3 protein-coding genes are annotated in these 17,924 nt (G+C 59.5%); 2 read left to right on the top strand and 1 reads right to left on the bottom strand.

Annotation, left to right across the window (positions count from 1 at the left end):
* Both PSH76_RS11515 and PSH76_RS11520 read left to right on the top strand, forming a co-directional pair.
* Nucleotides 1-11,016 carry a non-ribosomal peptide synthase/polyketide synthase gene (locus PSH76_RS11515; protein WP_305494103.1) on the top strand — a complete coding sequence of 3,672 codons (11,016 nt, stop codon included), beginning with the start codon at nt 1-3 and terminating at the stop codon, nt 11,014-11,016.
* Nucleotides 11,016-15,146, top strand: a complete 4,131-nt coding sequence (locus PSH76_RS11520; RefSeq protein WP_305494104.1) for an amino acid adenylation domain-containing protein — start codon at nt 11,016-11,018, stop codon at nt 15,144-15,146. Before PSH76_RS11515 ends, PSH76_RS11520 begins: the two co-directional genes overlap by 1 nt.
* A gap of 307 nt (nt 15,147-15,453) precedes the next feature.
* Here the strand turns inward: PSH76_RS11520 and PSH76_RS11525 are convergent, their stop codons facing one another.
* Nucleotides 15,454-17,844, bottom strand: a complete 2,391-nt coding sequence (locus PSH76_RS11525) for a TonB-dependent siderophore receptor (protein ID WP_305494454.1) — start codon at nt 17,842-17,844, stop codon at nt 15,454-15,456.
* Nucleotides 17,845-17,924 lie beyond the last annotated feature (80 nt).

The raw sequence follows: 17,924 nt of genomic DNA on the forward strand, positions 1-17,924 counted from the left end.
ATGCTTTCCAACCCAAATATCGACCTGGTGTCGCGCTTTCTTCGCTTGCCTCTGGAGCAGCGCCAGCAGTTTTATCAGCGCCTGCAAACCCGGGGCATGAGTTTCGCTCAGCTGCCGATTGCCTCGGTGCGCGAGGCCGGCCAGGCTACGCCGCTGTCCTATGCCCAGGAGCGCCAGTGGTTTCTCTGGCAACTGGACCCAGAAAGCACTGCTTACCATATTCCTGGCGTATTGCGCCTCAGCGGCAGTTTGGACAAGCAGGCGTTGCAGCGCAGTTTCGACAGCTTGCTGGCGCGCCACGAAAGCTTGCGTACGCGCTTGAATCTGGACGGCGAAAGCCGCTCCCAAGTGGTACTGGAACATGCGCACATAGAGATGGCTGAGCGCGCTGTGAACGAAGCGCAGTTGCAGGCCAATGTGCAGGCAGAAATTATGCGGCCATTCGATTTGCGGCACGGTCCGTTATTGCGGCTGAGCCTGTTGCACCTGAGCGAACGCGAACATGTGCTGGTGCTGGTGCAGCACCACATTGTCTCGGATGGCTGGTCAATGGGGATCATGGTGCAAGAACTGATGCAGTTCTACGCTGCTTTCAGCCAAGGCCTTGAGTGTCAGTTGGCGCCGTTGTCGATCCAGTATGCCGACTATGCCCTGTGGCAGCGCAGCTGGATGGAAGCCGGAGAGAAAGCGCGTCAGCTTGCTTATTGGTGCCAACAGTTGGGTGGCGCGCAACCGGTGCTGGAGTTGCCTTTGGATCATCCGCGCCCAGCCCGGCAGAGTTACCGGGGCGCACGCCATGATGTTGTGCTGGAGCCTGCATTGGCCGCCAGCCTCAAGGCCTTGGCGCAACGCGAGGGCGTCACCCTGTTCATGCTGTTGCTGGCTTCGTTCCAAACCTTGCTGTATCGCTACAGCGGTCAATCCGATATCCGTGTGGGTGTGCCTAACGCCAACCGAAACCGTGGCGAGACTGAGGGCCTGATCGGCTTCTTCGTCAATACCCAGGTGATCAAGGCTGATATGGATGGGCAGATGACGTTCAGTCAGTTGCTGGCCCAGGTCAAACAGCGTTCGCTGGAGGCTCAGAACCACCAGGACCTGCCGTTCGAACAACTGGTGGAGGCATTGCAACCTGAGCGCAGCCTGAGCCATAACCCCTTATTCCAAGTGATGTTCAATCACCAGGTCCAGGGGCGCGCATCCAGTGGCGGGCATCTATTGCCGGGCCTGGCCGTGCAGGCGCTGTCGTTCCAAGAGCAGAGTACGCAGTTCGACCTCAGCCTGGACACCGAGGAAGTCGATCAAAAACTCTGCGCCTCATGGACTTACGCCACCGACCTGTTTGAACCGGCCACCGTCGAACGCATGGCGCTGCACTGGCAAACCCTCCTGCATACGCTCGCCAATGCTGGGCAGCAGCGTATCGACCAGCTGGTGATGCTGGCCAGTCAAGAGCAGCGGCAACTGTTGGGCGACTGGAACAACAGCGCCGCCGCGTCAGAAGTTGCAAGCTGTGTTCATAGCTTGTTTGAAGTGCAGGCGCAGCAGCGGCCGCAGGCCGTCGCGCTCTGCCTTGACGATCAGTCGCTTACCTACGCCCAGTTGAATCGCCAGGCCAACCAGTTGGCCCACTACCTCATCGGCAAGGGCGTCGGCCCCGAGGTGATGGTTGGGGTCGCGGTAGAGCGCTCGTTTGCCATGATCATTAGCCTGTTCGCGGTCCTCAAGGCCGGTGGTGCGTATGTGCCACTCGATCCGCAATACCCACGCGAGCGCCTTTTGCACATGCTGCAAGACAGTGATGTACGTTTGGTGCTGAGCCACTCCACGCAGCAGCTGGCGTTGCCTGGTGATGTTGCACGGTTGGACATAGATCGCGCCGAAGAGGCGTTGCAACGCTGTGCGCAAAATGACCCGCAGGTGACAGTGGACCCACTGAACCTCGCCTATGTGATTTACACATCCGGCTCCACCGGCAAACCCAAGGGCGTGGCGATCAATCATGCGGCGCTGACTGAGTTTTCCAGCATCGCCGCCGATTATTCCCGTCTGGTGCCTGATGATCGCGTGCTGCAATTCTCGACCCTGAACTTCGATGGCTTCGTCGAGCAGCTTTACCCGGCATTGACCCATGGGGCCACCGTCGTCTTGCGTGGCGCCCAATTGTGGGACAGCGCACGGCTGTATGCTGAAATCATCGCTCAGGGCATTACCCTGGCAGACTTACCGACAGCCTATTGGAACTTGTTCCTGCTTGACTGCCTGGCGGCGGGGCCACGTTCGTATGGCGCGCTGCGTCAGGTCCATATTGGTGGCGAAGCGATGCCGCTGGAAGGCCCGGCTCAATGGTTGAAAGCTGGTCTGGGGCATGTACGGCTGCTCAACACCTACGGCCCGACCGAGGCCACCGTGGTCTCAAGCGTACTGGACTGTACGACGGGTGAAGACATCGTTGGCACAGCCAGTCCGATTGGCCGCTCGCTGCCGGGCCGTGGGTTGTATGTGTTGGACCGCGACCTGAACCTGGCGCCACTGGGTGCAGTGGGTGAGTTGTATATCGCCAGCCAATGCGGCCTGGCCCGTGCTTACCTGAACCGCCCGTCGCTGACCGCCGAACGCTTTGTGCCTAACCCATTGGGTGGCGGCGGCGCTCGTCTGTATCGCACCGGCGACCTGGCGCGTTACCGCGCTGACGGTGTTATCGAGTATGTAGGCCGGGTAGACCACCAAGTAAAAGTTCGCGGTTTTCGCATCGAGCTTGGAGAGATCGAAGCGCTATTGCAAACCCAAAAGGGCGTGCGTGAAGCCCTGGTTCTGGCGGCCGATAACCAGCTGGTTGCCTATTTGGTGGCCGACCCCCAAGACGCCGACGCACTTAAACGCGTGCTACGCGAGCAACTGCCTGATTATATGGTGCCAGCGCATCTGATGTTCCTGGAATACATGCCGCTCAACCCCAACGGCAAGCTCGACCGCCAAGCCCTGCCCAAACCGGATGTCAGCCAGTTACAGCAGGCATGGGTCGCACCGGTGACTGCGCTGGAACAGCAAGTGGCGGCCGTGTGGGCCAAGATTCTGGGCGTCGAGCGAGTGGGGTTGACGGACCATTTCTTTGAAATGGGTGGGCATTCGTTGCTGGCGATGCAAGTCATCTCGCAGTTGCGTCAGTTGTTTGGGCGTGATGTGCCGCTGCGCAGCCTGTTCGAGCAGCCGCGTCTGCAAGGCTTTGTGGCCAGCGTGGTGGCTGACACGGCGCACGCAGCGCCGTCGGCGCCGCCGATGCGAGTGGCCAATCGTGATCAGCCGTTGCGATTGTCATATGCCCAGGAGCGCCAATGGTTCCTGTGGCAACTGGACCCTGACAGCGCTGCTTACCATATCCCCAGCGCATTGCGCCTGCACGGCCAACTCGATATTGCTGCCTTGCAGCGCAGTTTTGATGCCCTGGTGGCACGCCACGAAAGCTTGCGCACACATGTGCAGCAGACGGACGAGGGGGCCGTGCAGGTCATTCAAGCGTGCGCCCCTGTCTCTATCGTGTTGGCCGAGGTGGAAGAGGCCGATGTGCAAATGCGGGTCGAAGCGGAGATCGCACGGCTGTTCAATTTACAGCAGGGGCCGATGTTGCGCGTGACCTTGCTGCGCCTGTCTGCGCAGGAACATGTACTGGTGTTGGTGCAGCACCATATCGTTTCCGATGGCTGGTCGATGCAAGTCATGGTCGAGGAGCTGATGCAGTTGTACGCCGCTTACAGCCAAGGCCGGGACCTGCAGCTGCCGCAAATGCCGATCCAGTACGTCGACTACGCCCTATGGCAGCGCGACTGGATGGAGGCCGGGGAACAGCAGCGGCAACTGAGCTATTGGCGTGACTTGTTGGGCGGTGAACAGCCGGTCCTTGAGTTGCCGTTCGATCATCAGCGTCCGGCCCAGCAAAGCCATCGTGGTGCACGTTTGGAGGTGTTGCTGCCGGCCACGCTCGCTGCAGACCTTAAAGGGGTGGCCCAGGCTGAAGGCGTGACGATGTTCATGCTGCTGCTGGCTTCCTTCCAAGCCCTCTTGCATCGTTACAGCGGCCAGCAAGACATCCGCGTCGGCGTGCCGATTGCCAATCGAAACCGGGTTGAGACCGAGCGTCTGATCGGCTTTTTCGTCAATACCCAAGTGCTCAAGGCTGACATTGACGGGCACACCACCGTGCGCGAGTTACTGGCTCAGGTACGTCTGCGCGCCTTGGAAGCCCAGGCTCATCAGGACCTGCCGTTCGAGCAACTGGTGGAGGCGTTGCAACCGGAGCGCAGCCTGAGCCTCAACCCGCTGTTTCAGGTGATGTTCAATTACCAGGCCGACAGACCCACCGTCGATGCGCCGACATTCACGCAACTGCGTTTTGAAAACCTCACTTGGGAAAGCCGCACGGCTCACTTTGATCTGGACTTGGATGCTCATGACAGCCGTGACGGGCTTTGGGCCTCCCTGGGTTACAGCACCGATCTGTTTGACGCTGCCACCATCGAACGCATGGCTCGTCATTGGCAAAACCTGTTGCGGGCGTTGGTTACCGATCAGCAGCAGACGATTGGCCAGTTGAACCTGCTCGGTGTCGACGAGCAGCAGCATATCCTGCAGCTTTGCAATCGTACCGACTCAGGCTTTTCGGCCCAGCGCCTGGTGCACGAGCTCGTGGCCGACCGTGCCCGCGAGAATCCGGCAGCAATTGCCGTGAAATTCGACGCGCAAACCCTGACTTATGGCGAGCTGGATCGCCAGGCCAACCGCCTGGCCCATGCCCTGGTTGCCCGTGGCGTCGGCCCGGAAGTGCGGGTGGCCATCGCCATGCCGCGCAGTGCCGAGAGCATGGTGGCGTTCCTGGCGGTGATGAAAGCCGGTGGCGTGTATGTGCCGCTGGATATCGAATACCCACGTGATCGCCTGCTGTACATGATGCAAGACAGTCGTGCGCAATTGCTGCTGACCCACAGCCGTGCGTTGCAGCAACTGCCGGTCCCCGAGGGCCTGGATACCCTGGCCATTGATCGCACCGAAGAATGGGCCGGTTACAGCGATACAGCGCCGGATGTGGCGCTGGATGGCGACAACCTCGCCTACGTGATCTACACCTCCGGTTCCACCGGCTTGCCCAAGGGCGTGGCGGTGTCCCACGGGCCGTTGGTGGCGCATATCATCGCCACTGGCGAGCGTTATGAAACCTCACCAAGCGATTGCGAACTGCACTTCATGTCGTTTGCCTTCGACGGCTCCCACGAAGGCTGGATGCACCCGCTGATCAACGGCGCCAGCGTGTTGATCCGTGATGACAGCCTATGGCTGCCGGAATACACCTACGAGCAGATGCATCGCCACAACGTGACCATGGCGGTGTTCCCGCCGGTGTACCTGCAACAGTTGGCCGAACACGCCGAGCGCGACGGCAACCCACCGCCGGTGCGGGTGTATTGCTTTGGTGGTGATGCCGTTGCTCAAGCCAGCTATGACCTGGCGTGGCGCGCGCTGAAACCCAAATACCTGTTCAACGGCTACGGGCCTACCGAAACCGTGGTTACGCCGCTGCTGTGGAAGGCCCGTAAAGGCGACCCATGTGGCGCCGTCTACGCGCCCATCGGCACCTTGTTGGGCAACCGCAGTGGCTACGTGCTGGATGCGCAACTGAACCTGCAACCCATCGGCGTGGCCGGCGAGCTGTACCTGGGCGGTGAGGGCGTGGCCCGGGGTTACCTGGAGCGTCCGGCACTGACTGCCGAGCGTTTCGTACCGGACCCGTTCGGCAAACCGGGCAGCCGCGTGTATCGCAGCGGCGACCTGACCCGTGGGCGTGCGGATGGCGTGGTGGATTACCTGGGGCGTGTTGACCATCAGGTGAAGATCCGGGGTTTCCGTATTGAGTTGGGTGAGATCGAAGCGCGTCTGCGTGAACAGGACAGCGTGGGCGAAACCGTAGTGGTCGCCCAAGAGGGGCCGAATGGAAAGCAACTGGTGGCCTACGTGGTGCCTGCCGCCACTCAAGCTAACGAGGTTGAGTTCCGTGATGCCTTGCGTCGTGTACTGAAGGCTCGCTTACCGGACTACATGGTGCCGGCGCATTTCATGTTTCTGGCACAAATGCCGCTGACGCCCAACGGCAAGCTCGACCGCAAAGGCTTGCCACAGCCGGATGCCAGCCAATTGCAGCAGGTGTATGTGGCGCCACAGAATGGGTTGGAACAGCAGATTGCCAGCCTCTGGGCCGATGTACTGCGCCTGCCGCGTGTGGGGTTGAATGACAACTTCTTTGAGTTGGGCGGCGACTCGATCATCTCGATCCAGGTGGTCAGCCGTGCCCGACAGATCGGTATTCGCTTCACCCCCAAGGATCTGTTCCAGCATCAAACGGTACAGAGCCTGGCGGCCGTCGCTCAGACAGGTGGGCAGGGGCTCATCATCGAGCAAGGCTTGGCCACGGGTGAAGCACTGCTGTTGCCGATTCATCAGTACTTTTTCCAGGAAGACATTGCCGAACGTCACCACTGGAATCAGTCCGTGGTGCTACGCCCCGGTACACGGTTGGATGAAGCGACCTTGAACGCTGCGTTGTTGGCGTTGATCGAGCATCACGACGCATTGCGCCTGAGCTTCAGTCAGTTATCGGGCCATTGGAAGGCTGAGTATCGCGATGTAGCCTCATACGGCGATCTGCTCTGGCATAGGCACTTGGAAACTGTTGGGGCGCTTGAGTCTCTAGGCCGGGAGGCACAACGCAGTCTGGACTTGGCGCAAGGACCGTTGATGCGTGCGGTGCTGGTTGAGTTGCCGGATGCGTCCCAACGACTATTGCTGGTGATCCATCACCTGGTGGTGGACGGCGTTTCGTGGCGCATTCTGCTCGAGGACCTGCAGACCGCCTATACCCAGCGTCAAAGCGGGCAGGCAATTGCATTGCCGGCCAAGACCAGTTCAACCCAGGCCTGGGCAAAACGCTTGCAGGCCCATGCACAGAGCCCGGCATTGCAGGAAGAGCTGCGATTCTGGCAAACACAATTGCAGGGCGCCGATGCCGGTCTGCCATGCGACAACCCGCAGGGTGGCCTGAATAACGCGCTGGCAATTTCTGTGACCACCCACCTGGATCAGTCCTTTACCCGTCGTCTCTTGCAAGAGGCGCCAGCGGCGTATCGCACACAGGTCAACGATTTGCTGTTGACCGCCTTGTCCCGCGTGATTACCCGCTGGACAGGCAGTGATTCGCTACTGGTCAAATTGGAAGGCCATGGCCGTGAAGATCTGTTCGACGATATGGACCTGACCCGCACTGTCGGCTGGTTCACCAGTATGTACCCATTGGCGTTGACGCCGGCGGCGAACCTTGCGGATTCGATCAAGGGGATCAAGGAGCAGTTACGCGCGGTGCCGGACAAAGGCATCGGCTTCGGCGCGCTGCGCTACCTGGGTGATAATCATGCTCGGCAGGTGTTGAGCGGGCTGGCACAGCCGCGCATTACGTTCAACTACTTGGGCCAGTTCGACGGGACCTTCGAAGAGGATGCCACGGGGGCCTTTTTTACTCCGACGGGCGAGGAGGCTGGGCCTGAACAAAGCGAACAGGCCCAGTTGGGTAACTGGCTGGAGATTAACGGCCAGGTCTACGGCGGTGAGCTGAACCTGAGTTGGAGCTTTAGCCGTGAAATGTTCAGTGAAGCCACTGTGCAGCGGTTGGCTGACGCGTATGCACAAGAACTCAAGCAACTGATCGAGCATTGCTGCCTGTCATCCCATCAGGGGGCGACGCCGTCCGACTTCCCGCTGGCCGCGCTCACTCAAGCGCAACTGGAGCAGTTCGAATTGGCGGGCGCCGAAGACGTCTATCCGTTGTCGCCCATGCAGCAAGGCATGTTGTTTCACGCGTTGTATGAACCGCAGGCGGGTGATTACGTTAACCAGATGCGCGTGGACGTAGATGGCTTGGATGTTCCGCGCTTTCGCGATGCCTGGCAGGCCGCGTTGGATAACCATGACATCCTGCGTACTGGCTTTATCTGGCAGGGCGGCCTGGAGCATCCATTGCAAGTCGTGCATCGCCACGTGCAGTTGCCGTTTATTGAAACCGAATGTCCTGAGGGCGCCGGGCAGCAGCAAATGCTGGACCGTCTGGCCGACGCGCAACGCGTACAAGGTTTCAACCTGGAGCATCCGCCGCTGGTGCGTATCGCACTGGCCCACACCGGGCCGCAGCGTTGTCAGTTGATCTACACCAGCCACCATATTTTGATGGATGGCTGGAGCAGTTCCCAGCTGCTCGGCGAAGTACTGGAGCGTTACGCAGGCGTGACTCCGCAAGCTCAGCTCACGCGCTACCGCGACTTCATCGAGTGGGTGCAGTCCCAGGATAAAACCCTGCGCGAAGCCTTCTGGAAGACGCAACTGGCCAATCTGGACGAACCGACACGGTTGTTCCAGGCACTGCCGCGCAACAAGGAGCAGACTGCATCGTGCCTTGGGGAGTACGCGCATGAGCTGGAAGTGGCGCAGATGACCAGGCTAAAAGCATTTGCCCAGGGGCAGAAGATTACGCTCAACACCTTGGTGCAATCGGCCTGGCTATTACTGTTGCAACGCTACACTGGGCAGGACACCGTGGCCTTCGGTGCCACCGTCTCGGGACGTCCCGCGGACCTGCGCGGCGTGGAGCAGCAGGTCGGTTTATTCATCAATACACTGCCGGTTGTGGCAACACCTCGGCCAGACATGACCGCGGCGCAATGGATGCAGCAAGTCCAGCGACAGAATCTTGCATTGCGCGAGCACGAGCACACGCCGTTGTTCGAGCTACAGCGCCTGGCCGGATTGGGCGGTGAGGCGTTGTTCGACACCATTCTGGTGTTTGAGAACTATCCGGTATCAGAGGTCCTGGAGCAGGGTGCCCCGCTGGGGGTTCGGTTCGGCGAGGTGAAGAGTCGCGAGCAGACGCATTACCCCTTGTCGATTGCCGTCGGTTCCGGTGAAACGCTTAGCCTGCACTACACCTATGACCTTGGCCAAGTTGCGGCGACTACGGTTGAACGCCTGCACCAACATTTACTGCATCTGATCATGGCAATGGTTGCCAGGCCGCAGGAGGCGCTGGCGCAATTGACGCTATTGACAGCGCCGGAGCACCGGGCGCTGATGGCGCAAGGCAATGGAGGGGTCAATAGCGGCTCTTACAGTCTTGTCCAGCACCAATTCGAGCAGCAAGTACGCCGTACGCCAAAGGCAATCGCAGCGATCTTTGACGACCAGCAATTGACCTACGATGCGTTGAACCGGCGCGCCAACCGCCTCGCGCACGGATTGATAAAACAAGGTGTGGGTCCTGACTCGCTGGTGGGTATCGCGCTGGAGCGCTCGTTCGACATGCTGGCGGGTTTGCTGGCGATTCTCAAAGCTGGCGGCGCGTATGTGCCGCTTGACGTGGACTATCCGCAAGAACGCCTCGCCTACATGCTCAAGGACAGTGGCGTTAAATGGCTGCTGACTCAGTCGGACCTGGACCTACCGCCGGCTGAAGGCGTGCAGTGCCTGAGCCTGGACGGTGATCAAGCTTGGTTGAGTGCCGGCGGCGATGCCGATCCGCAGGTTGCAGTGAGCGGCCAGAACCTGATGTATGTGATTTACACCTCAGGCACCACTGGCAACCCTAAAGGGGTGGGGGTGACACATGACGCATTGGCACAACGTCTAGCGTGGATGCAGGAAACCTACCATTTGCAGGCCGACGATGTGTTGCTGCAAAAGGCCCCGATGAGTTTTGACGTATCGGTATGGGAGTGTTTCTGGCCATTGATCAGCGGCAGCCGGCTGGTGATAGCGGCGCCGGGCGAACACCGGGACCCGGTGCGCCTGATGGAGTTGATCCAGGCATTCGGCGTAACCACGTTGCACTTCGTCCCCTCGTTGCTGCAGCTGTTCATGGACACGCCGGGTGTTGCGCAGTGCGTGCATGTGCGCCGAATGTTCTCTGGTGGCGAAGCGCTGAGTGCTGAACTGCGCAATCAGATCCTGCGGACCCTTCCGGCCGTTGAGCTGCACAACCGTTACGGCCCGACTGAAACGACGATCAATGCAACGTGGTGGGCATGCTCTTTGGAGGACGGCGCGCGTTCGCCGATCGGCCGGCCCTTGGGCAATGTGGTTTGTCGGGTCTTGGACGGTGACCTGAACCCGGTGCCTGCCGGCGTTGCCGGAGAATTGTGCGTTGGCGGAGAAGGCTTGGCTCGCGGTTACCTCGGGCGTGCGGGGCTTTCGGCCGAGCGTTTTATTGCCGACCCATTCGGCAGTGCGGGAGGGCGCTTGTACCGCACAGGCGACCGAGTGCGCTGGGGGGATGATGGCGCCTTGGAGTACCTGGGACGCCTGGATCAGCAGATCAAGATTCGCGGCTTCCGTGTGGAGCTGGAGGAAGTGCGCGCCTTGCTGCTGCGTCAGGCACAAGTGGCGCACGCCGAAGTGATTCTGCGCTCGGGCAGCGGCGGCGGCCAATTGGTTGGCTACTACGTTGCCCAGCCGTCGGCCTCTGACGAACCCGAGCACAACCAGACACTGCGCGACGCCCTGCAGGCACAACTGCCGGACTACATGGTGCCCAAATACTTCGTGCGCCTACCCAGCATGCCGTTGAGCCCCAGTGGAAAGCTGGACCGCAAAGCGTTGCCCGAGCCTGGTAACCAAGTATCGCAGAGCGAGTATGTAGCACCTCAAAGCGATCTTGAGAAACAGTTGGCAGGGATCTGGCAAGACGTGCTGGACGTCGAACAGGTAGGCCTCAACGACAATTTCTTTGAGCTGGGCGGGCACTCGCTATTGGTGATCAATGTGATGTCACGCATTCAGTTGGAATTGGGGGTGAAGATCAGCGTGCATGAGCTGTTCCAGCATGCTCAGTTCAAACTGCTAGCAGACCACCTGCAGGGGAAGGGCACCCGTGTCAGTACAGAAAAATTGTCGTTCCTGGATTCGCTCCTCGACGAAATGGAGGAGGTGTAATGGATAGCCAGATGGCTCAGAAAATCATGAAGCGCTTTATCGGCCTGGGGCTGGAGCAGCGCAAGGTTTATCTGCAGAGGATGTTGCAGGAGGGTGTTTCCCCCGCGAACCTGCCTATTCCGCAAGTGCGGCTTGAAGCGGCTGCATTGCCGCTCTCGTACGCCCAGGAGCGTCAGTGGTTCCTCTGGCAGTTGGACCCGCACAGTGCCGCTTATCATATTCCCAGTGCCTTGCGACTCAAGGGACGCCTGGATATCGCCGCGCTACAGAAGAGTTTTGAGTACCTGATCGCGCGACACGAAAGTTTGCGCACGCGGTTTCGACGGGCCGGTGAGGTCACGCAGCAGGCGGTGCTGCCAGGATTTTCGATCGTCCTGGCACCTGAGGAGATCGATGAAGGCCACCTCAAAGCGCGGATTGAACAAGAGATTGCGCGGCCCTTCGATCTTGAACAAGGCCCGCTGTTACGCATCACATTGCTGCGCCTGGCCGAGGAGGAGCACGTGTTGGTGCTGGTGCAGCACCACATCATCTCCGACGGCGGTTCGATGCAAGTCATGGTGCAAGAAGTGGTGCAGGCGTATACCGCTCTCAGCCATGGACATGGGATTGACTTGCCCGCCTTGCCGATCCAGTACGCAGACTACGCCCTCTGGCAGCGCAGTTGGATGGAAGCAGGGGAGAAGGAGCGGCAACTGGAATACTGGTTCAAGCTGCTCGGTGGTGAGCAACCCGTACTGGAGTTGCCGTTGGATCGCCCGCGTCCTGCTGTACAGAGCTATCGCGGCGCGTCCCTGGAGCTGGTACTGGATGACGCACTGGCTGCGGGTGTCAGAACTGTGGCCCAGCGCGAGGGGGCGACCAGTTTCATGTTGCTGCTCGCGTCCTTCCAGGCGCTGTTGTATCGCTACAGCGGGCAGCGGGATATCCGTGTAGGTGTGCCGACCGCGAACCGTAACCGGGTGGAGACGCAGCGTCTGATCGGGTTCTTCGTCAATACCCAGGTGTTGAAAGCCGATATCGACGAGCACACCACTGTTCTGACGCTGTTGCGCCAGGCTCGTCAGCGGGTACTCGAGGCCCAGGCGCATCAGGACTTACCCTTTGAACAGTTGGTTGAAGCACTGCGTCCTGAGCGTAGCTTGAGTTACAACCCGTTGTTCCAAGTGATGTTCAATCATCAGAACCGAGGGGCCGGCAGCGACAGCGAGGCACAGGCATCCAGTCTCATACTGGAAGGGTTGGAGTGGGAAAGCCGCACGGCGCAGTTCGACCTCAGCTTGAATGTCTGCGAGGAGGGTTCGAGTATCCAGGCTTCATTTGGCTATGCGACCGACCTGTTCGAGGCCACAACCATCGAACGCATGGCGCATCACTGGCAGCGCCTATTGAATGAAATGATTGCGGCGCCGCACGCTTCGATCAATTCGCTGGCACTGCTGGATGCCCAAGAGCGTTGGCAGATGGTCGATGCCTGGAATGCGACCGCCACTGATTACCCTCTCGAGCAGGTGCATCATTGCTTTGAAGAGCACGCCGAACGTACTCCGGACCGGCCTGCCCTGGTGTTTGGCACAGAACAATTGACCTATGCGGCCTTGAATCATCGCGCAAACCGCCTGGCCCATGCCTTGATCGCTTACGGTGTCGGCCCCGATAGTCTGGTGGGCGTGGCGATGGAGCGCTCCGTTGAGATGGTCGTGGCCTTGATAGCCATCCTCAAGGCCGGGGGCGCCTATGTGCCTGTGGACCCGCACTATCCCCAGGAGCGTCAGGCCTACATGCTTGAGGACAGTGCGGTAGAGCTGCTGTTGAGCCAGTCGCACGTGAATCTGCCGACGGCCGACAATGTGGTGCGTATTGACCTGGATCTTGATGACGCCTGGCTGAGTGCATACAGCCAGGTGAACCCCGACGTGGCGCTCGGCGGTGAAAACCTTGCCTATGTGATCTACACCTCGGGTTCGACCGGCAAGCCTAAAGGCGCGGGAAATAGTCATTCAGCCCTGGCCAATCGCTTGTTTTGGATGCAACAAGCCTATGCATTGGACGCCAGCGATACCGTGCTGCAGAAGACACCGTTCAGCTTTGATGTGTCGGTGTGGGAGTTTTTCTGGCCTTTGCTCAGCGGCGCCCGATTGGTGGTGGCGCTGCCCGACGATCATCGGGATCCGAGAAAGTTGGTCGACCTGATCGTGCGCGAACGTGTCACGACGTTGCACTTCGTGCCGTCGATGCTGCAAGCCTTCTTGCAGGACGGCCAAGTGGGGCGTTGCACCAGTGTACAGCGCATCATTTGCAGCGGTGAGGCACTTCCCGTCGACGCGCAGTCCCAGGTATTTGCGAAGCTGCCCAAGACCCGGTTGTACAACCTCTATGGCCCCACGGAAGCGGCCATCGACGTCACCCACTGGACCTGTGTCGATGAGGGCAAAGATGCCGTGCCCATCGGCAAACCCATCGCAAACCTGGGTTGCCATGTACTGGACGCTAACCTGGAGCCTGTACCCGTCGGCGTGCTCGGCGAGTTATACCTGGCGGGGAAAGGGCTGGCGCGCGGATATCACCGTCGGCCTGCGTTGACCGCCGAGCGTTTTGTCGCGAACCCTTTCGGGGTGGGGCAGCGGATGTATCGTACCGGCGACCTGGCGCGCTACCGCCCTGATGGGGTGATCGAATACGCCGGGCGTATCGACCATCAAGTCAAGCTGCGTGGCCTGCGCATCGAGCTGGGTGAGATAGAGGCACGCCTGCTTGAACATCAACTGGTACGTGAAGCGGCAGTCGTGGCGCTCGATGGCACTCAACTGGTTGGGTATGTGGTACTTGACGAGACTGTGCCTCAGTGGCGTGAAGCCCTTGGCGGCTATTTATCAATCCACCTGCCGGCCTTTATGGTGCCCGCCCAATGGGTGTTGTTGGAGAAAATGCCGCTCAGCCCCAACGGCAAACTGGAGCGCAAGGCGCTGCCGCGTCCTGAAGCGGGTACAGAGCACCGCGACTATGCGCCGCCGCTCACAGCGCTGGAACAACAGGTGGCGCAGGTTTGGCAGCAAGTGCTGGGTGTTGAGCGTGTGGGCCTTGACGATAACTTCTTCGAGCTGGGTGGGCACTCGTTGCTGCTTCTGGTGGTGAAAGAACGCCTGGCTGCTCACTGCGGGTTGGTGCTCACGGTCAACCAACTGATGACACGCCCCACCGTCAGGGCTCTGGCAAGCGATGCACCGGATGGGGTTCATCATTCGCTGATTGTTGAGCTGAACGGCCATCAGGGTGTCCCGTCATTGTTCCTGTTTCATCCAAGCTTCGGTTCGGCACACTGCTATAAAGCCATTGGCATGGCGCTGCGCCTGGAGATGCCGGTACGCGGCGTCATTTGCCGTGCATTGGTTGATCCGTTGAGCGAAGTGCCGACCTGGGATGCGATGGTCGACGAATATGCCCGGCAGCTTCAGGTGGCTCAGCCGCAGGGGCCGTATTACCTCGGAGGTTGGTCGCTGGGAGGCAATCTGGCGTTGCAGGTGGCGGCGGTCCTGGAAGAGCAGGGCGCCGAAGTCGCGTTTGTGGGGTGTATCGATGCGCCTCCACCCTTGCGCGTCACGGCGTTCTGGGAAAGGGAAAAATCCTTGAGTCCCATTGCCGAGCCAGAGGCAATCAGCGATACGTTAGTGGACCGGCGTGTGGCATTGCTGGCGGTGATGTTCCCTGATGCTGCACAGGCCATTGCCCATGCCTGGCGGGATGTCGAGCACGGCGGCGCCACAGCTGATCAACAGTGGGCGATGTTCTGTGAGTGGGCCGATGCGTTCCTGGGTGAGACGTTCACCAGCCTGCGCAGTGAGTTGCAGCAAGGTGGAGAGCTGGATGTTTCATGGGCTTTGAAACTTGCGCTGGATGAGCGATTGAAAGAGGCCGACTACGTGAGCATTGCCGCGCCAGTGAGCTGTTGGTGGGCCGCTCAAAGCAAGTCCGAAGTGGATCGCCACGTTATTGGCACGGCGCTTGAAGCAGGCATTGGCCATGGGGTTGAGGCTTCGGTGGTGATCGATACGACCCATGACAAGATCGTCCACAACCCTGAGTTCATCGCTTCGTTTGTATCCGCGGTAAAGCGCGTCATACGCAAGTGAGGCCTGGCGTTCGGGCTTGGAACACCGGCTTCGTACCGGTGTTTCTCTTGCAGTCTCAGATAGTGACCAGGTTTGGCGGGGCCAAACAAAACCCCCGCCGATTGGCGTAATGCTGTTCACTTAAGCGTATATCGCCCTTTGTAGGAGCGAGCTTGCTCGCGAAGAACCTCAACGATAACGCGTGTTTCCTGATTGAACGCGGCGCCTGTGAGTTTTTCGCGAGCAAGCTCGCTCCTACAAAAAGCCTTAACTGAACGGCATTACGCCGATTAGCGGGGGTTGGGTTGCTCGAACGGCAGCGCCGGAGTCAGAAGTCCACGCGAGTGGTCAGCATGACGTTGCGCGGATCGCCGTAATAGCCGGTGTTGAAGAAGCCAATGTTGGTGAGGTAATGCTTGTCGAACAGGTTGTTGACGTTCAGTGTCGTGGAGACTTTGTCGGTGAACTGGTATTTGGCCATGGCGTCGACCACCCAGTAGGCTTCCTGGCGAACGTCTTCGGATCGAGATCTCGCGTTGTTGTAGACCGATTGCCAGGTTTTACCCTGCCAGCGAGCGCCGCCGCCGATGGTCAAGCGGTCCAGCGGGCCGCTGAGCTTGTACGTGGTAAAGAAGCTGATCTGGTCCTGGGGTTCCAGGGTTGACGCTTTATCACCGTGCTCGTCCCGGATGACCTTGTGGGTATAGCCCGCTTGGGCTTGCCAGCCAGGTGCAAGCTCACCGGACAGCTCGGCTTCGAAACCTTTGGTCTTGGCTTTGATGCCTCTGGAGGCATCGTTGATCGCTGGGTTGGTCGGGTTGGCGTTGTATTCGGTGTCAGATTCCGCGCGGTTGGATTCATGCACTTCGAAATAGGCCAGGCTGGTGTTCAGCCCACCGTCGAAGAACTCGCCTTTCACACCGAGTTCGTAGTTCTTGCCTTCATCGGGTTCCAGTACCTTGTTGTCCCGGTCGCGCGCCGTCTGTGGGTAGAAGATTTCGGTGTAGTTGGCGTAGGCGGTAAAGTTGTCGTTGAGGTCGTAAGTGGCGCCGACATAGGGAATCAGTTTGCCGGTTTCCGTACTGTCGCTGGTGCCTGTCAGCCAATAATTGGCCACGCGACTGCCGAGGATCACTTTAAAATCATCGGTAAGGTTCAAGCGTGCAGTCGCGTAGCCGGCAGTTTGTCGGGTGGTTTCATCGAACCTCTGGGTCACTGCGCCCCAGTCGGGTTTGGGGAAATCACCGTCGAAGTTCCAGAAGTCGACGATTCGTCCATTAGCGTGAATCGGGTTGGCGTAGTTTTTGCCCTTCCAGTGGGAGTTAGACGCAGAGGCGCCCACCACGAGTTCGTGTTCCCGACCACCCAAGCTGAACGGGCCGCTGGCGTAAATATCGCCGGAATCGGCGCGGGTATCACCGGTGAATTTGTTCGCATAAAGCGTCGACATGCCGGTCGCTACGAATGGGCCTGTCTGGATCGACCCCATCTGTGCGTCGTAACCACTGAATTGATGGGTGTATTGGCCCTTGACCACCCAGTCATTGGCAAATTGGTGCTCCAGCGTGGCGAACGCGCTTTGGGTGAACTGCTCCCAACTGCTCCACTTGGCAGCGCTGTTAAACGAACGCTTTACGTCGATGCGGTTACCGCTACGGTCAAACAACGGACGGCTGCCTGCCCATCCTGCGCCGGATGGGTCGCTGTTCTGATAATCGAATCCGACAGTCAGCAGGGTATCTTCACTGAGATCGGCTTCAATCGTGCCGAAATACACGTTGGTTTTGCGTTCATAGTGGTCCAGGAACGAGTGCTTGTCCTGATAAGCAGCCACCGCACGGCCGCGGATATTGCCGCTTTGTGTGAGTGGCCCACTGACGTCGACCTGGGAACGGTAGTTATCCCAGCTGCCCGCCCCCAATTCGAGGCTGGCCTTGAAGTCCTTGGTTGGCTTTTTACGGATCAGGTTGAGCGTTGCCCCGGGGGCCCCGGCGCCGGACAACAAGCCATTGGCACCCTTGAGTACTTCAACACGGTCGTAGATCGCCATGTCCGTCAGGGTCTGGCCAGACGAATAAGCCGCGTTACGCAGGGTTGGGATGCCGTCATATTGAAAGTTTTCGATCGAAAACCCACGTGCGAAGTATTGGGTCCGCTCGCTGTCGAGCCTCGATACAGTGACGCCTGGCGTATGACGCATCACATCATCGATAGAGGTCAGCGCAAAATCATCCATGTGCTGGCGTGTGATAACACTGATCGACTGAGGTGTTTCTCGTGGGGTCAGTACCATTCGCGTAGCGGTGGCGATAGTGCCCGGCGTATAGGAGCCTGAGTCTTCAGTCACCGTACCCAACTGGTTGGCGCTAACCTGGGTTGCACCCAATTCCAGCGTGGAAGATTCACTGGCACTGGCCGTAATGGTGATGGTAGTGCCCTGCAGCCCATAACTGATGCCGGTGTTCTGGAGCAGGGCGGCGATAGCCCGGGTCGGTGCCAGCTTGCCCTTTACCCTATTGCTGCTTTTGCCTTGCACATCCGTCGGGCTGTAGAGCACCTGCAGATTGGTCTGGCGGCCAAACTCCTGCAGCGCCGCTCCCAGTGGCTGGGCTGGAATGTTGACGTCGATCTCTTGGGCTTGTACGTAACCGGCGATGGGCAGGGAGATCGCAAGGGCAAGCGTACAGGGTTTCAAGTTAAAGCTCATGGCCCGTCGCATGGACAGCGCTTTGCTCAGGGGGCTGAGACCGAGTCGTACTGACATGGATGCGTTCACTTCTGTATTTTTGGTTAGCAGAT

It is taken from the genome of Pseudomonas sp. FP215, assembly GCF_030687795.1.
GTDB lineage: Bacteria > Pseudomonadota > Gammaproteobacteria > Pseudomonadales > Pseudomonadaceae > Aquipseudomonas > Aquipseudomonas salmasensis.